This is a genomic window from Maridesulfovibrio frigidus DSM 17176, from assembly GCF_000711735.1.
GTDB lineage: Bacteria > Desulfobacterota > Desulfovibrionia > Desulfovibrionales > Desulfovibrionaceae > Maridesulfovibrio > Maridesulfovibrio frigidus.
Genome location: NZ_JONL01000005.1, coordinates 191,045 through 216,161 on the forward strand (window position 1 = coordinate 191,045; position 25,117 = coordinate 216,161).

At 40.9% G+C, this 25,117-nt stretch carries 17 protein-coding genes and 2 tRNA genes; 12 read left to right on the forward strand and 7 right to left on the reverse strand.

From position 1 onward, the window contains the following. Window positions 1-339 precede the first annotated feature (339 nt). On the forward strand, window positions 340-1,080 hold the full coding sequence (locus BR06_RS19760; RefSeq protein ID WP_051677035.1) for an FRG domain-containing protein: 741 nt from the start codon (window positions 340-342) through the stop codon (window positions 1,078-1,080). 137 nt (window positions 1,081-1,217) lie between these two features. On the opposite strand, the gene BR06_RS19765 is transcribed toward BR06_RS19760, so the two are convergent. Then, window positions 1,218-2,972, reverse strand: coding sequence for a DUF389 domain-containing protein (locus BR06_RS19765; protein ID WP_051677037.1), 1,755 nt, complete (start codon window positions 2,970-2,972; stop codon window positions 1,218-1,220). A 269-nt stretch (window positions 2,973-3,241) separates the two neighbouring features. Between BR06_RS19765 and BR06_RS0111575 the strand changes: the two genes are divergently transcribed. Beyond that, a complete protein-coding gene (locus BR06_RS0111575; protein WP_031483121.1) occupies window positions 3,242-3,577 on the forward strand; it encodes a zinc ribbon domain-containing protein YjdM in 336 nt (111 codons plus the stop codon). Between the two features lie 403 nt (window positions 3,578-3,980). Then, window positions 3,981-5,867, forward strand: coding sequence for a methyl-accepting chemotaxis protein (locus BR06_RS20735; RefSeq protein ID WP_051677039.1), 1,887 nt, complete (start codon window positions 3,981-3,983; stop codon window positions 5,865-5,867). A 136-nt stretch (window positions 5,868-6,003) separates the two neighbouring features. Here the strand turns inward: BR06_RS20735 and gltS are convergent, their stop codons facing one another. Next, entirely contained in the window at window positions 6,004-7,230 is a 1,227-nt protein-coding gene (gltS, locus tag BR06_RS0111585) for a sodium/glutamate symporter (protein WP_211252478.1), read from the reverse strand. Between the two features lie 517 nt (window positions 7,231-7,747). Between gltS and BR06_RS0111590 the strand changes: the two genes are divergently transcribed. The 4 genes from BR06_RS0111590 (at window position 7,748) to BR06_RS0111605 (ending at window position 10,518) form a co-directional block, all read left to right on the forward strand. Further along, complete coding sequence (locus BR06_RS0111590; protein ID WP_031483127.1) at window positions 7,748-9,799, forward strand: cache domain-containing protein; 2,052 nt, start codon at window positions 7,748-7,750, stop codon at window positions 9,797-9,799. Between the two features lie 95 nt (window positions 9,800-9,894). Further along, window positions 9,895-10,254 carry a SpoIIAA family protein gene (locus tag BR06_RS0111595; RefSeq protein WP_031483128.1) on the forward strand — a complete coding sequence of 120 codons (360 nt, stop codon included), beginning with the start codon at window positions 9,895-9,897 and terminating at the stop codon, window positions 10,252-10,254. Window positions 10,255-10,327: 73 nt separating this feature from the next. Then, window positions 10,328-10,403, forward strand: a tRNA-Val gene (locus BR06_RS0111600). A 38-nt stretch (window positions 10,404-10,441) separates the two neighbouring features. After that, window positions 10,442-10,518, forward strand: a tRNA-Asp gene (locus tag BR06_RS0111605). 124 nt (window positions 10,519-10,642) lie between these two features. Here BR06_RS0111605 and BR06_RS0111610 read toward each other — a convergent pair. Then, a complete protein-coding gene (locus BR06_RS0111610) occupies window positions 10,643-11,524 on the reverse strand; it encodes a bifunctional transcriptional activator/DNA repair enzyme AdaA (protein WP_034603002.1) in 882 nt (293 codons plus the stop codon). 129 nt (window positions 11,525-11,653) lie between these two features. Between BR06_RS0111610 and BR06_RS0111615 the strand changes: the two genes are divergently transcribed. Next, window positions 11,654-12,313 (forward strand): heterodisulfide reductase-related iron-sulfur binding cluster, encoded by a 660-nt coding sequence (locus BR06_RS0111615; protein WP_031483132.1) that lies wholly within the window; start codon window positions 11,654-11,656, stop codon window positions 12,311-12,313. Between the two features lie 451 nt (window positions 12,314-12,764). On the opposite strand, the gene BR06_RS19770 is transcribed toward BR06_RS0111615, so the two are convergent. The 3 genes from BR06_RS19770 to BR06_RS0111630 form a co-directional block, all read right to left on the reverse strand. Further along, a complete protein-coding gene (locus BR06_RS19770) occupies window positions 12,765-15,107 on the reverse strand; it encodes an ATP-binding protein (protein ID WP_051677040.1) in 2,343 nt (780 codons plus the stop codon). After that, window positions 15,108-16,208, reverse strand: coding sequence for an ABC transporter substrate-binding protein (locus BR06_RS0111625; RefSeq protein WP_084154121.1), 1,101 nt, complete (start codon window positions 16,206-16,208; stop codon window positions 15,108-15,110). 321 nt (window positions 16,209-16,529) lie between these two features. Next, window positions 16,530-18,068 (reverse strand): methyl-accepting chemotaxis protein, encoded by a 1,539-nt coding sequence (locus BR06_RS0111630; RefSeq protein WP_031483139.1) that lies wholly within the window; start codon window positions 18,066-18,068, stop codon window positions 16,530-16,532. A gap of 742 nt (window positions 18,069-18,810) precedes the next feature. On the opposite strand from BR06_RS0111630, the gene BR06_RS0111635 reads away from it, so the two are divergent. The 4 genes from BR06_RS0111635 (at window position 18,811) to BR06_RS0111650 (ending at window position 24,558) form a co-directional block, all read left to right on the forward strand. Next, window positions 18,811-19,626: a helix-turn-helix domain-containing protein gene (locus BR06_RS0111635; protein WP_031483141.1), complete on the forward strand. Its 816-nt coding sequence runs from the start codon at window positions 18,811-18,813 to the stop codon at window positions 19,624-19,626. 223 nt (window positions 19,627-19,849) lie between these two features. Next, window positions 19,850-20,824 carry a DMT family transporter gene (locus BR06_RS0111640; protein ID WP_051677043.1) on the forward strand — a complete coding sequence of 325 codons (975 nt, stop codon included), beginning with the start codon at window positions 19,850-19,852 and terminating at the stop codon, window positions 20,822-20,824. A gap of 349 nt (window positions 20,825-21,173) precedes the next feature. Continuing rightward, a complete protein-coding gene (locus BR06_RS0111645; RefSeq protein ID WP_031483145.1) occupies window positions 21,174-22,169 on the forward strand; it encodes a BMP family lipoprotein in 996 nt (331 codons plus the stop codon). Window positions 22,170-22,356: 187 nt separating this feature from the next. After that, a complete protein-coding gene (locus BR06_RS0111650; RefSeq protein ID WP_456085391.1) occupies window positions 22,357-24,558 on the forward strand; it encodes an ATP-binding protein in 2,202 nt (733 codons plus the stop codon). 119 nt (window positions 24,559-24,677) lie between these two features. Here the strand turns inward: BR06_RS0111650 and BR06_RS0111655 are convergent, their stop codons facing one another. Further along, the gene (locus tag BR06_RS0111655; protein WP_031483149.1) at window positions 24,678-25,022 is read right to left on the reverse strand and encodes a NirD/YgiW/YdeI family stress tolerance protein; all 345 of its coding nucleotides are present in this window, start codon (window positions 25,020-25,022) and stop codon (window positions 24,678-24,680) included. Window positions 25,023-25,117: the final 95 nt, after the last annotated feature.

Consider the following 25,117-nt stretch of genomic DNA (forward strand, 5'->3'; position numbering starts at 1 on the left):
ATGAAATTTGATATGAAAATGATTCATGCGTGTGGCATTCTGTTGACTGGGATGAGATTGTTTCGATCCAAATCAGTAGTATTTTCGGGTATAAATATTACGTATTGTGTTCGGACGTGAATACCGCATGGGTTCCAATAGGAATTAATGACCAATCTAATTTTATCCATATCGTAGAAGACAAAACTAACTTAATGATACCAAACTTCCCGAGCTTCTAAACCTGAAATAAAACTCTGTCCAAGATGCCAAGACAGAACTCGGAAGTATCGCCGACATCAGGAATGTTTTTGTCGGGTTTCAGGAACGCTGTATGTTGCGGTAAACTAGGATTTAAATATGACATCTCAGAGCAAAACAATCACAAGTATTTCAGATCTTATTGAACATATTAGAAATTCCGGGGACTATATGCCATGGTTTCGAGGACAACGTAAAGAATCATGGCCCTTGCAGCCTTATATATATCGAAACTACACCCCACACCTTGAATCACAAATGATTCAACGATTCATGTTGAAGGCACAAGTATTTATAGATAATTGTCCAGCAAAAACAGAATATGGAGATTGGCTGGTATTGATGCAGCATTATGGATTGCCAACTAGACTCCTTGATTGGTCTGAATCCCCTTTAGTCGCAGCATATTTCGCAACCGCCGGTAACAAAGGGACAGAAGATGCATCCATTAGCATGCTGAATCCCGGATTATTAAATTCTTCCTTACATGAATTTGAAACACTGCCGAACTTAAGTACGCTAAGTCCGGAACTAAGAGAAAGATGTCAAAATGCCTTCAAACTCCCTAAGAATCGAACCACTTCATTTAGACCAGTTGCAGTAATTGCCAGTCAGAATGACTTTAGAATGCTCAATCAAATGTCATGTTTTACTCTTCATGACATGAGCGCACCTTTGGATGAACATGAACAAAGTCCATTTTTAGAAAAAGTTGTTATTCCAGCAAAGCACATTAACAGAATCAGATCAGAATTGGTCATACTTGGCATTCGTCGTTCTATTTTATTTCCAGATATAGAAAATTACGCAAAAGAACTGAGAAGCTTGCAAAAAAAATAAGTCTTCATAAAGGTAAAACATGACCTAACGAATCACTACAATGTAACATATTTAATTTATTGGACCGCAACGATAACCTCTAGCCTGCCACGCCAGAGTCCGAGGGCCGAATCCCTTCGGATCAGTCCCAACTCTCCCTAACGAACCCTTCTCAAAGTTTTCCAGAGCAGCTGTTCATCATCCTCATTCAACCTGCCTTTCCTTGATTCATTCAACTGCGCAAAAGAAACAAGCCCTTTTCGGGTCATGACGGGCCCTTTATTGATCCAGACATAAAGCTGCACCTGATTACCAACAAGTGATTCCAGATGATTTTCCAAAGCTACGAGTTCTTTTCTTTCAAAAGCTCCCGCCCCGCTGACAGCTACAAGCGTTTCATACTGGCCGCCTACAATAGAATTATGAATTGATTCGAGCAAATAGTGCTCATTTTTAGAGAAAGAATTCTCAAGAGCCAGCCTGATTTTATCAACAACATCAGCCTGTTTTTTATTCGGGGAGGATTTGGAATCCCAATAAGGAAGGATGAGCCCCGCATCGGTATAAAGAGCAACATCTTCAAAACGCAGAATAAGTCTGAGTCGTGGCAGTTTAACTTTCTCTCTGATCTTCGATTCCAGCATCTTGATTTCATCTATTGCAAGCCTGCGGACCCCGGAAATTTTAGCCAGAATCACTGCTTGATCTTCAAGATGGAAAAAGTCGGCATGTACCAGATGCAACCCTGTATGAGCACGGAGATAATCTTTAATCACCAACTCAGAAGCCTGCACAGTACGAACACTGGGCCGAACATCATCATTCACAAAAAAACCATCCAGCGTGTGCTCCACCAACGCAACATTTGAACCTTCGGAGGAGATGTCACTGGAACTAATTTCTCTAACAACCAGACTGACAGGCATTTCAAGTTTCACAGCGATCTGGTCTTCAATCCTTTGCACTGCATCCGAGGACAATGTGCCGGAAGAATAGATCTGTGCAAGGGCATGAACCTTTCCATCACGGATATTAATAAGGAGTTTATCAAGGCCTGTTGTCGCATAATCTGCAAACTCAACGGTCAATCTTTTCTTAACCTGATGATGCACCATGCGATCACGTATTATCGTTGAAAAAGAGTTGGCCAAGATGACGAGCATTACAATAAAGCCAATGCTCGCAAGGCCGAATTTTCGAAAGATTCTATGGGGAGTATCTGCAACAGTAGCACGAGCCATTCCCGCCCTGTAAAAAAGTACGGAGGACACAAGCAGAATGGACACAAAATTTGTAAAAAACAAAAGGAACGAACCAATGGCTCCGCTGTAAGCCCCGTAAGCGATACACAGTCCACTGTTAGCTAGGGGCGGGACAATGGCTGTGGCTATGGCCACTCCCGGCAGGATGGGACTTATCTTTTCGTCAATAAGGGCATAAGCTCCCGCAAGCCCAGCCAGCACAGCTACGGCAAGGTCGGCCATATTAGGGTTGGTTCTGGATAACATTTCAGGAGTAACTTTAAGATAGGGGTCTGTTTTTAGGGCAAGCCACCCTACCACCAGCCCCATGCCTATAGCCGCCACGACCCCAACTATTTCCGCTAGGGAAGCACGGTTCAACAGCTTTGTATCCTCACGCACAAGAGCCAAAGAAATTCCGAAAATAGGAGTCATCAGAGGAGCCACAAGCATCGCCCCGATAACAACTGCAGTACTGTTACTTATAAGTCCAGCCCCGGCAATCAGCGTGGACACCACAACCATGATGTAAAATCGAGCTTCGGGCTGCGAGCCTTCTGCAACAGTTTTGCAAATAACATCGAAACGTTCAGGTGAAACTTTCAAATGCAATGATTTTGAAAGAAGCCGCACACAGTACACAATAAAGTTGTCATCATTCTTCTGTTTCATAGTATTGATTCGTACCATAAAAATAAAACAAGGCAAATAATTCAAATGGTCACCACAAACTGTTTAGGTCTGAATGTGCTTCTTCTTTAGGGTTTTACAAAGTCTGCTAAATGATAAATAATAGAGCCAATGTGCTGAAAGGTTATCAAACCAGATGACTTTTATCCAAGCTCTTTTAAACTTGAAAGTTTAGAAGATTTAGCTTGGACTTTTTAATTAATTACCCCCTTTAAGAAAGAGGGATAATAAAAACCTAATAGTTGGAAGTAATGGAAAATATACCAAATTGTCCGAAGTGTAAGTGTGAGCATGTGTATTCTGATGGTAGTGCGCTTATTTGCCCAGAATGTAATTTTGAGTTTCAGCCTGAAGACGTAGCAGAAAAAGTGTACAAAGATGCAAACGGCAATGTCTTGGTTGACGGCGACACCGTCATCATTACCCAAGACCTAAAGGTAAAAGGCGCATCTGGTTCCATTAAAAAAGGAACAAAAGTAAAAAACATCAGATTGGTAGAACCAGAGGATGGAATTCACGACATCTCCTGCAAAATACCTAACTTTGGTGCAATGATGCTTAAGACCTCTATAGTAAAGAAAGCGTAGATTTAAAAATTATTCGGCTTCGCCACATTTCCTAAAAAAGGGATATCAATCGTTAGATTGGTATCCCTTTTTCATTATATCTCGACACCATTTTTCCATATATACGAATTGCAATTTTACTCGTAAAAATCATATCTAAAACGTCCTGCCCCCTTATTAGTCGCAAAAACAATTCGAACAACAGCACACCTGCAACCACTTAAACTGAATATAATTTATAATATCATGTGGACATTGTTCCTCTTGTAAATAATATATTAAACATTATTCCACAATGAGACTCGAGAAACAGACTAATTTCAGAAACAGCTTAGTGAACTGCAACTGAAATTTAAATTGACGTTTTTTGCTAATCTATAAAATGCGCAAGTTATTACTTAACATGTTTAAGGAGTTCCAGTGTATGTTCAAACTAAAGCTCAAAGGGCAACTACTTTTCCCCATTCTATCAATTATCATCCTTGGAATAATCTCGCTTCAAACATTCAGCTATATAAAATCATCAAACATCCTTGAAGATGAAATTGTAACTGCCATAACTCGTGATGCGAATGCAGCAACCAGATCTCTTGAAGAATGGATGGAAAGCATAACGGGAAATCTATCCAACTGGAGTAGAAACAAAATTTTCATTCAAGCTATTGAAGGGAATACGCAGGCAGCACAGGACGCACACTCATTTACTCTAAATGCACTTAAAGATTTCCCCTGGTACGAAGGTGTCGCCCTCGTAGGGGCTGACGGCAAAGTTATTACAGCCAGCCCGGAAAGCTACGCATCGCTTGATGTTGAAAATCGAGAATACTTTAAAACTTCTATAGGCGGCAGTATTGCTAAGTCCAAGCCTCTGACTAGCCGCGCAACAGGTAATCCCATATTTGTTGTATCAACCCCGATCAAAGATAGATCAGGAACGGTCAAAGGTGTCCTTTTCGCTGTAATCAAAATCACTGACCTATACGACATGATTCTCGCCCCCATCAAAATCGGTCAAAATGGATATGCTTTTCTCACAGATTCTAAAGGCTTGATCATCGGACATCCTAATCCCAAATACATAATGGAACTGGATGTAAGCGGATCAGATTACGGAAAGGTTATGATTGCCCAGAAAAAAGGTAAATATAAGTACTTCTTCGATAAGCAAAACCAGTGGAAGGCAATGGCTTTTTCCGAAGTAGAACAAACAGGCTGGCTTGTTGCGGTAACAGCTCCTCTCGGAGAGCTCATGACCCCGCTTAGCGCAATTCGGAATGTAGCAATTGTCGGAACATTACTAACTATTCTTGCGGCGGCACTTGTGATCTTCCTAATCGTCGGCCGGATATCCAACTCATTTAGCACTTTTGTAAGTGTCTTTCAAAAGATTGCTCAAGGCGACCTACGCATTACCATTTCGGAAAAGGACCTCGCAAAAGGCGACGAAATTGGAGACATGGCCCGTGCAGTTAAACAAATGTCTGAAAACCTGACAGAAACAATTACGTCAATCAGTGGAGCCACAAATGAAATGAGTGCGGGTAGCGAAGAACTGTCAGCATCCTCACAGAGTGTAGCTGAAGGAGCTAATGCCCAAGCTGCAAGTATTGAAGAAATATCTTCGAGCATGGAAGAAATGACTTCGAGTTTGCGCCAAAATGCTGACAACGCTAAGCAAACACAAGGGATAGCTGTTCAGGCGGCTACAGATGCTGAAGCTGGTGGAGAGGCTGTTGCAAAAACAGTTGAAGCTATGACTGAAATAGCGGGTAAAATCAGTGTAATTGAGAACATTGCACGGCAAACTAATTTGCTTGCACTTAATGCTGCAATTGAGGCTGCTAGAGCAGGTGAACACGGTAAAGGATTTGCCGTCGTCGCAGCAGAAGTTCGTAAATTGGCTGAGCATAGCGGCAAGGCCGCAGCTGAAATAAGCGCACTTTCAGCATCAAGCGTAAATGTCGCAAATGAAGCTGGAAATATGCTGGGACGAATCATTCCAGACATTCAGAAAACAGCCGAGCTAATAGAAGAGATATCTGCTACTACCGCTGAACAAAATGGAGGAGTGGAAGAAATAAACCGCTCCATTCAGCAACTTGATGACGTTATTCAATCAAATGCCTCTTCCTCAGAAGAAATGGCCGCAACTAGTGAGCAACTTGCCGGACAGAGTGAAATACTGCGCACCGCAGTCGGAATCTTTACTTTCAATCAGAATACAACTTCGCATAAGAGTGCTTTACCTGCTTCGAAAAGTGCGCATCAGCGTCAAAGGTTCTCTGAAGATCAAGGTTTTGAGCGATTCTAATAACTATAAGCAAATACTATATATAAAGAGCTGCACTTAACTGTGCAGACTGGGGGCGACCTTAGCCCTCAAAATGGACTATTAAAAAATATGGCCTATCCGGTTCGAGCATGCTCGAATCGGGTAGGCTTTTATTTTACTGAAAAAACGGATGATTCAAAAAAGTCTGAATCGTTCCAGCATTAATTAAATCGATAAAGAATGCTCCCACTAAAGGAATTACAAGCAACGCTTTCGCAGACGGCTCATATCTTTTTGCGACAGCATCCATACTCGCAATAGCAACCGGCGTCGCTCCAAGCCCCAGCCCTAAAAACCCTCCGCAAATCATTGCGGCATCGTAATCTTTGCCAAGCAGGCGGAACACAACCTGAGTCGCGAAGAACACAACTAAAAGAGCCTGAGCAGCCATGGTAATCACTAGTAGCATTGCAGAATCTGCAAGTGAAAGTAGATCCATACTCATAAGGCTCATGGTCAAAAACAACTGGAGCGAAACTCCGCCCAAAATATCAATAACATTATGCCTGATGCTCACTTTAAGTGGATCTGCAAGGTTGGTTATTACCACTCCCGCGACTAGTGCGGTGAGGAAACCCGGCAAACGTATTTCATAAGCAAATAAATAGCGATTCACAGCGTCCCCGGCACCAAGACAAAGAGCCAAAGCAAGAGTAGTATCAATAATATCTTCAACACTGATATGGCGTTTAGCTCCCTTCGAGTCGGCATCTTTAACATTAGATTTCCCATCAGCATCTTTTGCATCATCAGGCTGGAGATTCTCCTTTTTAATCAGCCAGCCAGCAACAGGACTTCCTAGCAATCCTCCGAAAATTAAGCCTAGCGTAGCGCAGGCAATGCCGAATTCCGATGCTCCGGTGACACCTTTAGCAGTAGCCACCTCGCCCCAAGCGATAACAGTTCCGTGCCCCCCTGCGAAAGGAATACTCCCACCAAACAACCCGAAGGTAGGAGAGAATCCAAGCAACATCGCAACAGAAACACCCATAACATTTTGCAAGACGAGGAAGACCGAGCAAGCCACAACCAAAAGAATTAAAGCCTTTCCACCTCTGAGCAACGAGCGCAGCTTTGCGTTAAGTCCGATTGTACTAAAAAAGATGAGGAGCAAAATACCGCGAAGCTGTAAATCAAAGGTAAGTTGAACAACTCCAAAACCTGCAAGCATAGCCACGACAATGCTACAAATCAAACCACCGGTTACTGAGTTAGGAATATTGTTCTTGTTCAAAAATTTGATGTGTTTGGTAACAAAAGTACCGAGATACAAAACGAGAATAGACATTATAATGATCTGCCGGCCGGTAACTTCATATGTAGGAATCAGTAAATCAGCCACGTTTTCAGGCTCCCTAAGTGTATAACTAGTTGCGCTTAAATCGAACTACGCTTAAATCTCACATCATTTTTTGATTTATATTCTATGCTTACAAACCTTGCATTTTTTTTACTGAATGCCAATAGATGTTCATAATTTTGTTGCTGTATTTACTAAAAACCCATCTTTACCAAAAAACCAGCATCACTCATTAGCAATAAACACTCTCAAGAAAAGAGCTTTGATCAGCATTTTTCACAAATTTGAAAAGTTATAACACGCTTTTCTTGAAATTGACTCTAAAATAAGCAACACTGTACAGTTTTGTAAAAATATTGACAAAACAATGCATCATTGATTACACAATCGCAAGAAACAGGACAAAATTGACAAGTTAAGTTGTATTTAAATTGAATCATGCTCTCCCCAAGCTTTTTCATTCACAATTTGCGTAGACCAAAATTCGGACATAAAAATCTCCGATAACAATATCCCCTGCGATAATTCCAGCATAGCCTAATTTAGAAAGAGTAATATAATGAAGAATGAACTGATCAAAAGGCACGAACGAACCCTTCTCAAGGCAATGCCTGCCGTTGAAAAATGTCTGAGCCTGCTTACAAGACTTGACCGCCAGTGGACCATGGCAACTTTGACTGGTAAAATTAATTGCAGTCGCATTGCTCAAACTTTAATAGACTTCATTATTAAAACTCAGGAAAACTTTTCTACCCTAAAACAGAACCTAGTCGACACTCTAGTCATAGAGAATACCCAAAAGGTTATACTTGAAATTTCTTCTGTCGCTCAGGTCGTAATAGATATCCTTAAACGCAACCTGTTCGAAAGAACTGCGGATGTGGGCTTCCTTGCAACAGACGATGATATAGTCCGTTTCCTTTCAGACGACACCAGCGATCACGAAGCAATTGAAATAATGGAAGAACGCCTCCTTGAATATCGCAACAAATACACGGTCTATGACGAAATCATCATCCTAGATACCAATGGTAAAGTTTGCGCCCATCTGGACCACGACAATAAGGTTAGTTATTCCGAAGACCCTCTTCTAGCTGAAACATATGAGGCTGAAGAATACGTAGAAACCTACAGAAGAAGCGACCTGGCTCCTAACCGAGGAGAAGTTCTTATATATTCTCAGGCTATTAAGTCTCCGAATTCAGGCGCTCCGCTGGGGGTTCTATGCCTTATTTTCGACTTCGCGGGAGAAATGGAAGGCATTTACAAGAATTTGTTGCAATCCTCCGAAGACACAATTCTCCTTGTCCTCGACCAAAGCGGGAAAGCAATCTCCTCCAGTGATCCGGTAAAAGCTCCTGTTGGACGACCTTATCTCATGTCCAAAAAAGATGAATTCAATGTTGTAAATATAAATGGCGATCCACACCTTGCAAAAACAGTTGAAACCAAAGGGTATCAGGGCTTTTTCGGCCTGACGTGGTATGGACATGTGCTGCAACGCATGGAAACAAGTTTTAGTAGCGACAGCGATAACTGCTCACTTGATGCAGACACTATTCGTAATAAAGCTATATTTTCCGGCAGACTCATTCAGGTGGAGGAAGCGTCCGAGAATGTACTTTCTGACCTAGAGCTGGTTGTTCAAAACGGCGAGATCATGGCTGCCAAGAAATGCATCGAACCGAACATAACAGAGCAGATGGAAGGGAGAGCACTGCCCAACATCCTTAATGAAATCAAAAAAATAGGCGATCAAGTTCAGCATGTATTCCAGTCATCCACTGACGGCCTGCTAAAGCTTGCTTCCTCATCCAGACTTCACGATGTTCAATTTATGGCTCAACTTGGTATCGATATCATGGATCGCAACCTATACGAACGTGCAAACGACTGTAGATGGTGGGCACTGACCTCAGATTTCAGAAGAATTTTAGAAAAGTCTAAAGTCAGCGATGCTGAGCGCGATCATATGCGCGACATTCTACATTACATAAACAGCCTCTATACGGTCTACACCAATCTGTTTATCTACGATCGGAGTGGTAGGATTCTAGCTTGCTCCAATCCAGAAGAATTCCGCCAGGAAGGACGCGCGCTAAATGACCAGTATATATCAGAAACATTAAAAATTACAGACTCGCAACGCTATTGCGTCTCTAGCTTTGACTCAACGGACCTTTATGCCGAAAATGGAATGCCGCGCCATTCATACATATACAGTGCATCAATAACATCGCTGGAGAATCATTCCAATGTCCTTGGCGGTATCGGTATCGTTTTCGATTCAGCACCTGAATTTTTATCCATGTTAAACGATGCACTTCCTCATGACGGCAATGGAGATGTCCTAGAAGGATCAGAAGGGATGTTTGTAGGCACAGACGGCAAAATAGTCGCATCCACTAACCCGAACCATAAGCCCGGTGACAGAATTGATATTCCAACAGAATTTAAACAGCTATCATGCGGCGAGTTCACCTCTGAGCTAGTTGAAGAAGAAGATAAGCTGTTCGCCATAGGATGTGCACATTCCGCAGGATACAGAGAATACAAACGTGGCGACGGCTACACGAACAATATACTCAGCATAGTAAAAGTGCGAATCTAAACCTGCCAAATATTATTGCCCCCTATTTAGAAAAAATGCTATCCTTTGTAACTTGTCCCAACGAATCAGCATTTTCCAAACCTAAAGAGGCAAAAATGATTGAACTAGTAGAAATAGACTCATCAAAAGCGGTCGGATTTAAAATTTCTGGCAAGATTGAAGAAAAAGACATGAAGCTTGTTATCGATGCAGTGAATGAAAAATTCAAATACGAAGAAAAAGTAGCCATTTACGTTGAACTGGTACAATTTGGCGGAATATCTCTCAAAGCATTAGTCGAAGATATTAAGTTCGCATTTCCAAACCTGAAAAGGTTCACCAAAAAGGCCGTTGTGTCCGATAAAAGCTGGCATGAAACGCTTACTGAAATTAGTGATAAATTATTTCCGTTCATTGAACTTAAGCATTTCGGTGTTGCTGAAAAAGAGAAAGCGAAGCTCTGGGTTATGGAATAACTAGAAACTTTCACTTTTTTACAAATTTTGATTGACATATCACAGGACTAAACTTAGAAGATATTTCTCTTGAGGGCGAATAGCTCAGCTGGAAGAGCATCGGCCTTACAAGCCGAGGGTCACAGGTTCGAGCCCTGTTTCGCCTACCATTTGATATTTAGTGCCGCTTAACGCACTTCATATACGCGGAGCCGTAGTTAAGCTGGTTATAACGCCGGCCTGTCACGCCGGAGGCCGAGGGTTCGAGTCCCTTCGGCTCCGCCACTTTTCTTAGAAAAAGGATATCAATCTTTAGATTGATATCCTTTTTCTTTTTTGGTGATCGGACACAAGACGAGTATATTAATATGGACACAAAAACAAAAAAGACAGCATCTCTTTCACGCTCCTAACTATCTGACAGTCTCTCTGATCTTAAATTGTATTCATCCGCCGCTTCCCACCCGACAAGCGCCTTCTTTCTTGCAGCTCCCCATCGGTACTGATGTATTTGACCTGATTTAGCTATGACTCGATGGCATGGAATTAAATATGCTACAGGGTTTTTAGCAATTGCATTTGCAACAGCTCTGAATGCTTTTGGTTTTCCCATATATTCTGCTATATCCTGATAGCTTGCCAGACTTCCGCTAGGAATTTTTAATAAAGCTTTCCACACATTAACTTGAAAATTGGTCCCTTTGATTAAGAGATTAAAAGGACGAGTTTCTTGTACTTTATCTGCATCGAATATTTGTGCTACAGCGGGAACAATAGCTAAACTATTTTCAATGAATACAGCGTCAGGCCATGCTTTAAAAAGTTGGTCTAGCATATCTTGATGGTTTTCTTCCACAAAACCGAAATAGCAAATGCCTCTCTTAGTTATTGCCATCAAGCATTCACCAAAAGGAGATGAGCAAAAACCGTATTCGATATTTAATCCAGCCCCTTGCTTTTTAAAATCTCCCGGAGTCATTGCATCGAAGTTCACAAATAAATCATGCAATCGACTCGGACCGGAAAGACCTGAATCAAGAGAAGCCTCTAGAACACTCTTGGATTTGGATAATTCTTTTTTTGTATGATCCAAAGTGATAAACTGTAAAAATTGAACAGGGCTAATCCCTGCCCACCGCTTAAACATGCGGTTAAAATGATATTTGCTTAAATGAACATTATCTGCAATTTCTTCTAAACTTGGTTGAGACTTAAAATTATCTTGAATAAAATGGATAGCTTTTTCTATTTTATTATAATCCTCATGTTGTTGCTTATTGCTATATAACATTTGAGCCTCCTTCTCGAACTTTTGCACAATTATCCTCAAAGATCATTCCGAATATTGCTGCATGCAGCAACATTCGGGTCGTTACGGATAGCTAAAACAATTATTTCTATAAAAAAAAGGAGAGTCAAAATGCCAAATAAAACATATTTTAATCCCGGATGTGCACTTAGTCTTTATAAACCTGAAATGGAAAATACTATTTTAGCTTTTCTGAACCAAAATTATAAAGAAACCTCTTTACATAAAACATGCTGCCGTCACGACCCTCAACTTGAAAAAGGATCTATGATTATCAATATCTGCGCGGGCTGTGACAAAAGGTTCAGTAGTTTATATGAAGGGGTTTCGACAATATCATTGTGGGAAGTTATAGACAGCCTAGATTCATTCAATTTCCCTGATTACCTTGGACTAAAAATGTCGGTCCACGATGCATGCCCGGTTCGCGATAATTCAGGGGTACATCAAGCTGTTCGCAGACTGCTTAACAATATGAACGTTGAAACGATTGAAACTAAATTCAATAAATCAAGCTCAGTCTGCTGTGGTGATGATTTCTATCCGAAACTTCCTGTGGAAAAAGTCCATAAACTAATGAAGAAGCGCGCTGACTCCATGCCATGTGATGATGTTTGTGTATACTGCGTCTCGTGCATTAAGTCCCTATATATAGGAGGGAAGACTCCAAGACATTTAGCTGATCTTCTACTGAACGAATCAACTACCCCACAAGAATATGACACTGAGAAATGGCATGCCCAATTACAGGAATATATTGATCGTCACTAGCCATGAGACTAAACAAGTTCTGACCTGCCACTCTTGAAGTCGAGAGATGTCTTCCGAACACTGTCTGTACCAATAAGATCACGACTTATGCTAACATCGGTTTCTTTTTACAAATCCTAGCCAAAATGGACGTGTTGGGAAAAACACAAAAAAGACAGCCTCAAATGAGACGGGCTTAAAAGCGGGATATCATTAGTAATGGTCAGTGCTTGCTTTTTAAAATGACTAACCAAACCATTCAAGTCTGATTCAAGTTGAAAGAGCTGGTTGTAAACCATCCGCTCTTCATATGGATTGGCAATACTAATATTCATAAGAATAAAGTGTAACGACAACCTCTAGCCTGTCATGCCAAAGGCCGAAGGCTAAATATTCTTCGGCTCCGCCACATTTTACGATTAATTATCTGCGTTTGCATAAAGTTGACTGAAATGTCACCCGTTTTTTAAAGCTAATTTATGGGCATTTTTATAGTGAATAATGCCCCTACGTCATGAGCAGATTCAACAGATATACTTCCGTTATATTTTTCAATAATGGAATATACTATTGCAAGTCCTTGCCCTGTTCCCTTCCCAACTTCTTTTGTGGTAAAAAAAGGATCAAAGACACGACTAACAATATTAGAAGGGATACCGCTTCCATTATCCTCTATGGTTAATAGAATAGAGTGATCATTCTCGAAGCTGGTTGAAATAACAATCTCCCCTTTTTCTGGATTTTTACCACTTTTATCCTTTATAGCGTCCGCGGCATTTACGATAAGGTTAAGTACAATCTGGTTCATTTCACTAGGATCACATGTCAGAAATGGTAAGTCATTTTCGAGGTTGAACTTAATTGTAGATACGTATTTCCATTCGTTTCTTGAAATGGTGACAATGTTCTTGATTAAGTTGTTCAAATCAATTTTCTTACGCTCAGAGCTACCGGGATGAGAAAATTGTTTCATAGCTTGGACTATTTTGGAAATATGTTCAACGCCACTAATGGATTCTTTGGTTGCATCACTCATTTCAGTCAAAAGCTCATCAGAATCTTTAAGATGTTGCTTATTAAAAGAAAGTTTTTTGTCGAAACTCAAATCCTGGTGCAACACCTGATTAAATTCCAGCAATTCAGAGAAGGCTCCATCCATGAACTTGAGATTGCCCCCGATATATTGAAGTGGCGTATTTATCTCATGAGCAATACCAGATGCAAGTTGACCAACTGATTCAAGCTTACGGGTCATAGCCATTTGATGTTCTATACTTTTTTTAACAGTAATATCTTTAAGCGAGCCCACCACCTGATATAGCCCACCACTACTGCTGCGCTCGGTAACCTTTGCGCTTACTTGCTCCCAACCCCATTCTCCACTGTTGCGCTTGAATCTATACTCGATATCAAGAGTGTCTTTTTCGCCATTAAGGAGCTGTTCAACAGCCTGCATAATACTTGTTTTATCTTCCGGGTGAAGGCCTTCACTTGCTTGCTCTAAAGATCCATCCCATTCCTCACGAGTAAGACCTCTAATAACGAACCAGTGATCGCTGACAGTTATTTTGTTCTCATCCCTTTTATATTCCCAAAGGGCCAAACCGGAACTTTGTGCAGCAAGATTTAATCGAGATTCACTTTGGAGAAGTTCTGCTTGAATATGCTTGCGCTCCTCAATTTCTTTTACGAGCTTTGCATTTGATTGAAGAAGATGGCCGGTGCGTTCGCGAACTCTAGATTCTAACTGATCCCTATTTTTTTCAAGATTTTCTGCCATAGAATTAAAAATGACTAACAATGAATTAAATTCACTGGGAAAATTACCTTTAATACGTTCTGAAAGATTTCCTTCACCTAACTTTTTAGCAGTTTGTGAAATGATCTTTAAAGGTGTTCCGATTGCTTTTGATATTAGAATGAAAAAGCTGATACTCAAAAGAACAAGCATGAACGCACTTAAGCTAATCCACCAGCGCAGCGCTAGAATTTTGGAAAAGAGCTTATCGTAATCAAGATGAAGCACCAGAATCCATGAAAAACTTTTATCATTTTGTTGGCTCACTTTGCTGAGAATGAGCTTATTCTCGCCATTGGCGCCTTTGACAACTATTACTTCGTTAGATTTTAGTTGCCGGAAAAATTTTTGATTTTTAACTTTTTCATTAGGAATATGGAGGGCCGTTGAGTAAAGAATTCTACCGTCTTTAGTTAATAGATCAACTTGATACGCATTGAGATTAGGTAAAGAAATATTTCCGTTATGCACTAAAGCCGATATTGTAGTTATTCCTTGCATTACCCCCCAAACAGTCCCGTGGCAGTCTTTAAGCGCAATAGCAATGCTTACAGCGGATATCCCACTGTTGAGGTTGATAAGATCCACATGGTTCTCACCTTTTAAAATTTTATTCCATGAAGATGGTTTAGCAAAATTCTGAGAAATCGCTGATGCAATTTTTTTTCCTGAAATGTCATACATTATGACATTCTCATAAAGCTTATATCCATATTCGGCTTCAAAGAAGGATACGAACCGCCGCTTTAACATTGAATGGATCGAATATTGTAAGCCACTCTCTAAATAATTACAGCTGCTAAGATCTGTAGAAACGGCAAACAGTTTCATATCTTCTTCAATAAAACTAATATCGCTTTGCAGCTTTCTATTGATTCTTTCAGCAACTAGATTCACATCAATTAAGATTCTTTCATTTAATGCATTGTAGCTTTTTTGGTACACAATGCCTGAAATACTAAAAAACAGAGTAGAAAATGCTACAATAAATATGAGGAGTCGTGTGTTAAGTTTCATCTAGCGCTCTTGATAGACAATAGTACCATTTTGGATGCGTGCGGGGTATAGGGGAAATGAGAATTCATGAGAACCAGCTTTATTTATGACATCACCAAACAACCCGGGGTAAACAAAGCCTGCAAGCAATTCCTTTGTAAGCGCAGGCGGTGATTCTTCTGATCTAAGAATGAGTTGGGTCAGTAGATTTATAAGGTCATACCCGATGGCTAAATAATGGGTAATTTTCTGTCCGGTCTTTTCGGTGAATAATTTGTTTATATCTACAATAAATGGAAATGATGAATTGTAAATAAGCGGCGCGGCAAGATACACTCCATCCAATTCCGGCTTGCTTGCAAATATAGGACTGGCAGCGATGTTCGGAGCGATTATCGGAAGACCAGGAAGTACCTCACGAATTGTTTTTAGCAACGCGGACATATCAGCAGGAAAGCATGAAAAATATATCAGATCAACATCATCAAGCTGGCGAAGTTTGTTTTTCAGGTCTTCGTTTATTTTCTGGTAGGATACTTTTTTGGTAGTTATTCCTTGTAAATGAACTAACTCAGCCAGTTGGTTTGAGACAGAATTACCGTAAAGGTTGTCAATGTTAATCAATCCAATTTTTTTTGCGTTTAACTTATATATTATTGGCAATGCAGCTTTCACTTCGATTGAGGCCCATGGTCCATACCTAAAGCTGTGTGGAGCATCGTTTACGATGTTTTCAGCACTCGCCAACGCGGCAATGTGCGTTATGTTGTTTTTTGCAGCAATATCGGTAAGAGCTTGGGCTATGTGGCTGTAGATTGATACAATGGCGATGGGCTTATATTCCAGGAGTTCTACAGCCTGCTTTCGAGCAATCTCACTTTCTCTCTTGCAATCTCGGACTATCAAGTTCACCTTTCTCCCGCGTATACCTCCTGTATTATTAATTTTATCGATGGCAACTTTCATACCGGTAAGAACCTGATGTTCATTGCTAAACTCTGCGCTGTCTTTAGAGCTAAGAACCAATATCGCTCCAATGTTATAGTCCTCCTTTTGTTGCGAACAACTGGGAAGGAACAAGCAAGATATGCAGCAGAATAGAAACAACGTATAGATTTTCATACCCTCTACCTCTACTTACTTTGACGATTGCCGGAATAAATTCCTATTTAGGATAGCATAGTATTGCATATTTTAAATAATGCTAGCACAAAGATATAGAGAGGTGTAGCCAAATCTGACTACAACATCCGATCTTTGGTAGGCTATCTTCTTTTAATTGATACCCTTTTCTAGTTTTTGTGGATTGGAAACAAGTGCCCAAACAAAGAAAAAGGCCGAAACTTTCGTTCCGGCCTTCCTATAAATCTATATAAAAAACATCCTACTACTATAAAACCCCATTACACGATTCATGCATGATCAACCCCCGTGCAGTAATCATTATTCCTGATTCTGCATGGCAACCATGTATGTATCCAATTCGGTAGCTAGACTCGCCAAATCCGCAACAGAGTCGGCAGCGTTTGTCATGGAACCAGAGGTCGTGACTGCAATTTCATTTACAGCTTCAATCGCAGCGTTAATCTCTTCACTGGCAGCGGACTGCTCTTCAGAGGCAGTGGCAATCCCCTCAACCTGATCCGCAGTATCTTGGGAAAATCCAACAATCTGCTCCAAAGCCTCTCCAGCTTCATCACAAATACTGGACGCCTCTTCTATACTGCCCAAGGTTTGGTCAGTGGCCTGAGTACTTTGGCTGGAACTAGTCTGAATAGCGGTGATATAATCCCCTACATCCTTTGTAGCCACCATAGTTTTCTCAGCAAGCTTTCTAATTTCATCAGCAACAACGGCAAATCCTCGTCCAGCTTCACCGGCTCTAGCTGCTTCGATAGCTGCATTCAAGGCCAGAAGATTTGTCTGATCTGCAATATCTGAAATAACCTGCATGATGGATGATATCCCCGTACTGTGAGATTCCAACGTTACCATTTCGTCCTTGAGATGCTTAGCTTTCCCATTCACTTCTTGCATAACTTTTATGATGTTGCCTACAAGGCTGAACCCGGAACGAGCTGTATTCTGCGTCTGCCTGGCAACTTGTGCGGTGTTACTGGCATTTCTTGAAACTTCCATAATAGTGACATTCATCTGTTCCATGGCTGTGGCAACTTGTTCAGTTCTAGTCTGCTGGTCATGAATACCGGTGCTGGAACTTTTAACTTCTGTACGAATCTCTTCCGATGCTTCGGCCAACTGCTCTGAAATCTTTCTTGCATCAGAAACGCCCTGAGCAATTTTCTCATTTTGTTCAGTAATAAAATCTTCTTTCAGCTTTATGTTGGTAAAGTCCATAATCGTAGTGAACCCACCAATAAGATTGCCACGGGTATCAAATATGGGAGAAGAAGCAATAGAGATATATTTCATATTCCCTTTACGACTCAACACCTGCCCTTTAGCAAATTTCTTTTTCCGTTCTTTTAGACAGCCTTCTGAGATAGTATCTTGCTTGGTTCCGTAAAAAAATATTGAAAAATCTTCTCCGATAAATTTTGCCGGATCACCATCAATTTCAAGAAGTTTAACAATGCTCTCATTCAGCCAGTTTATATTTCCATCAACTCCCACAACAACCATGGGAGTCATAATATTGGAAAGCATCGATTCATCTCTTCCAAGCTTTTCATTCAACATATCTACTAGACCAGCTATTTCCTGAGAAAGATCAGATAATTCACAAATAAAATCAGTATTCAAACGGGCATTAAAATCTCCATCGGAAATCTTTTTAACTTCTGCAGTAAGGGTATTGAGGGGGGTTATGACCTTTTGCACGATACAAAAACCCAGCCCAATAACAATAACAGCGGCAGCAATCTGAGCAGACAAAAAGAATACAGTATGCTGTTTAAAAAGCGCGGCAGATACCAGAAGAGCGACTACGATAAAGATACTTACGAACAGACGTTTGATCATGGCGAACACCTTTGCTGTTACAATAATAGATAAAATAAGATAAATGTTTTACTGTAAAACAGTAAGCACCAACCATACCAACACATTTATTCCTATAAAAACAGTAGCTTCCACAACACCCTGCAATATAAATCAACTAAAAAATGTGACATATAGACACATTAATTTAATAGGAGGGGGAAATTCCTTAAATAACATAACAATATGAGTTTGTTAGCAGTGTATCAAAATCAACCCAAATAAGTCCTCATTCACCAATTGTGACAATCATTTTTTCTCAAAAGAAACGCTACTACGAAAAATAGAGAATTCACACCCGGCACAATTAGTAATATTTAACGGCCCATAATTCAATATCTTATTCACCTTCTATGTAAACTTAGCACTTTTATCAACTTTATTGCTTACCGAGGTTACTTCAATATATAATAGCACCTGCTGTGAACTATTCACATGCCACACACGCCTGTTATGATTAAAAACAATGTACGCCATAATAACCCCATTATTAAAAGGATGATACAACTTTTAGGTGAGCGTGTATTCACACGCGCCAATAAACTGCGCGCGAGCACTCAAACAACGTGCTATCCAATAGCTTAATCAAATCAACTATGTTTAATTCAAGCCGTTCATTTCGACTCAATAGCAAGTCATAGCAATTTTTTGCAAGACCACCCAACCCCCATCCATTAACTTGCCTCACTAAGCGGATTGTGCAAATTATGGATCAGGATAAAATATGAGCAAGGGCAAAATACAATACCTAAGACCAAAAGCAGTCGAGGGATTGGAGATTCAGGAAGTTATTAATTCCAATCACTCCTTCCCAAATCACACGCACGGCTTCCACTCTGTAGGAGTAATGGAAGCCGGAGGTTGCTACTGCCGTCAGCCCGGAGCCGGAAGTTCTTTTATTCGTGGTGGAGAAATAGCCCTTTTTAACCCCGGCTTAGTTCACTCAGGGGTCCTTACAAGCCCAGACACCCGTTTGACGTATAGGGTTTTCAGCTTCGACAACCCACTTCTCGCAAAAGCCGCCAGAGATCTTGCGGAAAAAGACCGGCTGCCAGAATTTAAATCAGTTGTAATTCAGGACAACCTCGCCACCCATTCGCTGACTCAACTAAATAATGTAGCAGTAGCACAAACCAGCAGACTAGAATTGGATACGGCTTTATCACAGGCAGCAGCAGCTCTGCTTACAAGGCATTGCGAGCTAAGTTCAAAAGTACCAAAGACCAAAGAACCTGAAGCTGTGCGCCGCGCTCGCAACTACTTGAACGAAAATCTTTCGGGAAAAGTTACACTTGATGAGTTGTCAGAAATTGCCGGACTATCCCGATACCATCTGCTCAGAGTTTTTCGTGAAACGGTAGGACTTCCGCCACATAACTACCACATCCAGCAAAGAATCGACCATGCGAAAAGGTTACTCCGCTCAGGAACCCCGTTTGCACAGGTCGCCCTTGATAGTGGATTTTCCGACCAAAGCCACTTCACCAATGTATTCCGAAAGTATACAGGGGCAACACCAACCCAGTATACACAAGCCTAACCGCAGACCTTGTCTTAATCCATCAGCAAAGCCTTTGCTCCCGCGACTGTATCACTTCCCAGCCGCTGCCTTTATCACTATTTCGAGACTAAAACTTGCCCCTAATTTACCAAATCCCATTGCTGTACACTTCTTTGCTCAAGCTTTATTTGGAAAACAGCAATTTTTTCCAAGATTTAAAATTTCTTTCCAAATAAACACCCTCCATATAGGAGACCAATGCATGAAGAACACAAGCACCCAAAACAAATCCTTAGGATCTCAAAATATAATACCCGTCATCGCAATACTTGGCGCGGTATTTCTCTGGGGCAGCGCATTTGCTGCCATGAAACATCTCGTAAACACATTAAATCCCTGGGCGGTTATGTGGCTCAGAACCAGCATAGCCACCCTTGCTCTAGCACCCTTCACGTCCAGATTCGCTGGAACTGTAAAGAAGGGCAAAGACCGCAAAGCTCTGGCTCTTTTGGCCTTCCTTATGCCCTGCTTATATTTTTTATGTGAATCCCATGCCTTGACTTACACCTCGGCAACTCAGGCCGGGCTAATTTCAGCATCTCTTCCACTAATGGTTGCTGTCGGAGCTGGAATATTCTTTAAAGAAAAAACAACTCGCGCAGGATGGTTTGGACTGGCACTTTCTATAGTGGGAGTTGGGGCATTGACGCTTACGGGAAACCCATCGGAGAATGCCAGCAACCCAGCTCTCGGGAATATTATGGAACTTGGGGCAATGGTCAGCGCGGCTGGATATATGCTTTTAGTTAAAAGGCTATCTGCCAACTACGGCCCGTGGACACTGACAGCAGTTCAAAACGCAGCTGGAGCCATATTCTTTCTACCCGGTCTATATTTACTAATCCGTGATGGAATAGGGCCGGACCCTCTCACCATTTTAATTGTAGCCGGCTACCTTGGCGCATTTGTGACCCTTGGTGCATTCGGGCTGTACAATGTTGGAATGAGCAAGCTTCCAGCGGGAAAGGCTTCTGCTTTTATAAATCTTGTACCGGCTATCGCGGCATTCTTTGGTTGGATCATATTGGGAGAAACATTGACTATACCACAAATGTTCGCTTCTTTAGTGATATTTGCAGGAGTATGGCTCGCGCAACGCGGCGACAAGATAGACTGGAGCAAGGGGCCATTTCACTCTCTTTTTAAAACCTCAACAAAACAAAAATCTGCACACTAACAACTTCTCTTTATTTATAATCCGACCTGCACTTACCTATACCGAAAAACCTAATACGTAGATCATCGCTATCATTTCTTCCTAAAAAGCCTTTGCAACACGTTTGCAAAGGCTTTTTATTGAAAACTATCGTCAAAACAACTAATTAAGCATTACAAAGATTTACAAATGAATCTTAACAAGCACAAGACACCGTAAATCAGCACATATTATACTTTACTTCGGCTACAAAACACGGAATATGGTACGAAGCGATTAATAAGGTTATGATGCTATTCAATTATCTCAATCTAGTGGAAAACTATATACCGATTCTTATCCGACAATTGAAAACAATGAGGAGCATAGCATGAAAAGTTTGATCACATCCATTTTTACGTTTTTGATATTAAGTACAACAGCTCTTACCTCTTTTGCAGCTCCTGTGGTCGTCGGTTTTCTGACCGGATCTGCCGGCCTCGGAGATTTATCATTTAATGACATGGCATACGGAGGAATCCGCAAAGCCCAGCAGGAATTTGGCTTCAAATTAATTATTATCGAGCCACACGAAACAGGTGTTTCCACAACAAAAGAAGTGGCTGAACTTGCGAGCAAATCTGATATTATAATATTACTCGGCGGGCAGCACCAGAAACTTGCAGAAGAAGCAGCAACTAATTTTCCCGATAAAAAATTTATAATGATTGAAGTTCCTATTGATAACTTTCCCAATGTTTCTTCTGCTGTGTTCAACCAATATGAAGGCTCCTTTATGGCTGGAGCTCTTGCCGGGTACGTAACTAAAACCAACAAAATAGGGTTTGTCGGAGGAGCCGACACAACTCTTCTTCACCAGTTTGAACAAGGGTACAAAGCTGGCGCAGAATATGCTGCCCCGGGAATTGAAATCTTTTCACAATACACAAGTCCAGTTGGTGATTTTTCAGGGTTTGAAAACCCAAAAAAAGGATTCAAAATCGCTATGGATCAATATAGTAAGGGAGCTGACATTGTTTTTACTGTAGCCGGGCTAACTGGAAACGGAGTGATTGAAGCCGCCCGCCGTACGGATAAATATGCAATCGGCGTGGATTCAGACCAAGACTCTCTCGCCAAAGGCAATGTGCTGACCAGCATGATTAAAAGACTGGATGTAGCGGCCTATGAAGAATTAAAAAAAGCAATGCAAGGGCACTTCAAAGCCGGACCTACATATTATGGACTGAAAAACAATGGTGTAAGTTTAAGTGAAATGAAATATACTAAAGACAAAATACCAACCAAGACTCTGGAAAAAATTAAAATAATAAAGCAAATGATAATCAGCGGAGAGCTGAAACTCAAAAATTTCTCCGACAACTAAACGTATATGTTTATTTTTAAGAACAATAAAAAAACAATGATCAGAACAATGGAAGCAGCAAACTGTACCAATGAAAGATAGCTTAAGACTTAAAATTTCCATAGGAACGTGCCTTATACTAACAGTTTTTTTCCTTTTTCTGGGATATTATATAATTGATTCCCAAAAAAAAATATTAGAAGAAAACTTGTACGAACACGGTCATGGTATTGCGTCTCTTACCGCGCGCTCCTGCGCTGAATATTTGCCCCGCTTCAGTTATTTTTTAATTGAAGACCTTGCCCTGTCCGTGGAGAAATCTTCACAGGTCGCCTTTTGTGAAATATATGACCAGAACGGAATGCCTATTCTGCAATCCGGTAATATCATATCTCCAAACCACAAAGCCAAAAAAACAGCTCAGTACAGTGATGATATCATGGTAGTGGCCTACCCCATCATTAGCGACAATGAAACGCTAGGTAGGGTTGAAATTGGTCTGGACCTTGATCAGGTACGACAAGATATTAAATCCAAAACGATTAATCTCATACTTATTTTCATTGGTTGTATGCTTTGCACTGTTATCGCTTTGGATGCTTTTTTCCGAAAAATTGTGATCACTCCCCTAGGCATCCTTGATAACAATACTCGAAAGATTGCAAACCGAGAATTCGTCACGGCAAATGTTGGTAGCAGAATGGATGAAATTGGGCGGCTAGCCCTGAATTTCAATTATATGAGCAAAAATCTCGAAAACCTCTATAAAAACTTAGAGGTTAAAGTTCTTGAGCGAACCCATGAGTTAGAAGCTGCCAACGAAAAGCTTGTCATTGCTATTGCAAGGTCTGAAGCAATGGCTGTGGAAGCTGAAAAGGGCGTTGTTGCTAAATCCCAATTTCTTGCTGCAATGAGCCATGAGATAAGAACTCCCATGAACGCAATCCTCGGCATGGCAGACATTCTGGCCGATTCAGGGCTTGATGGTGAGCAACAAAGATTCATCGAAGTACTTCTGGAATCTGGAGAAGCACTCCTCCACCTAATCAATGAAATTCTTGATTTAAGTAAGATTGAAGCAGGGCAAGTCTCCTTTGAGAACGAGGATATTGACCTTGATCATTTGATAGGCAAGGCGTTTAAAGTCACCTCCCTTGCGGGACATAGCAAAGGGCTTGAGCTTGCCTACAGTATTAAGCGTAATGTCCCAACGCAAATCATCGGTGACCCGGCAAGATTGAAGCAAATTTTTGTAAATCTAATTGGTAATGCTATTAAATTCACAGAAAGAGGCTTCGTAGTGCTCGAAGTATCACTCAGCGAAGGGAGATCCATTGAGTTAGGCAACAAGGTGGGACTTCACTTTGAGATTAAAGACAGCGGGATAGGAATTGAGAAGGATAAACTTAATTCAATTTTTGATAGATTTACCCAAGAAGATTCTTCCACAACTCGCCAGTACGGCGGAACAGGACTTGGTCTTTCTATATGTAAATCACTTTGTGACGCGATGAATGGGCGCATATGGATGGAAAGCACTAAGGGATTCGGGTCTTCAGTACATATAGACATTCCTTTTGCTATAAATGCCGTAGTATATAACAATGACTCCGTCCTAAAAGATCAATCAATTCTGTTAATTAATGATCAAAATTATTCACGTGAAGCTTTTGCGATTAGGCTCAGTGCAGTAGCTAGAAAAGTAGATAAAGTTCATAATTTTGAGGTAGGTAAAATTCTGATATGTGAAGCCCCCCAAGGGGTTCTTCCTTACGACTTAATCATAATCAGGGATAATCTTCACGGTTGGGAATGGGAACAAACTGTATCCTCCCTGATAGAGCTTGGTGTTGAAGAAGAAAAGATAATTCTTATTGCAAATGTTGAACACAACCATATCAACGACTCATTTAAAGGACATGTTCTATTAAAACCTCTAACCATTTTTGATCTCGAAAAAGTGGTTAGAGAAAGAAACATTGTCAAAAATATAGAGAGTGAGCCTGTACTCAGAAACGAGGTTGCACAAGTTTCACCCAAGCCACTTGAGGTGCTGCTTATTGAAGACAATAAGGCGAACTGCCTTCTGATAGAACTGTTTTTTAAAGACCTTCCATACCGCCTTACCACCACAAGCAATGGGAAGGAAGGCTTGGCTGAAAGGATTAAGAATACATATGATGTGATTCTAATGGATATAGAAATGCCCGTCATGGATGGGTATGAAGCTACTACTAGAATTCGTAAGTGGGAAAAAGATCATCAAGAAAAGCCGACAAAAATCATTGCGCTCACAGCTCATGCACTGTCCGAAGTGAAAGATAAAATACTAAGCGCTGGCTGTGATTGTTTTCTTACAAAGCCTATTGCAAAAGAAACATTATTTACTACAATTTCCAATATCCTTTAAAAATAGAAAGACCGCGTCAGCTGACGCGGTCTGTAAAAACTGTTGACAATACAGTTTATTCAGCCGTCGAAATGAAACGGCCTTTCTATGTGTGGAAGAGACTTCCAGTGAGGTCCGTTTTAGTTAAGAACGGATATTTTCTGGGCTTCGATTCCGGCAAAAGTAAGATCCTGCTCGACCCTACCCTCAAGTGCAACCTCTGCTTTTCCATCCGCAAGTAGGGAACCTGCGCCGTTAGCATTCAAGTCTACAATTATCTCGCCGGTCTTATCCTGAAATACATATTTATTATCATTAATCTTTTTAACGAAAAAACCGTGAAGAACAGCTTTTGTGTCAGCGCTGGAGATTCTAGCTTCTGCAACAGTTGTAACATCACCAGATACACTTTCACGACATTCAGCTGTCGCTGCAGCTGCTACAAGGGCCACTAAAACCATAAAGATCAAGCTCATTTTTTTCATCTCAATACCTGTTCCATTCGGAATGGAAGCTTGTGTTAATAAAAATATTTTAAAACCTTAAATGTCTTCCTAAAAAAATCTCAGCAAGTCTAAAA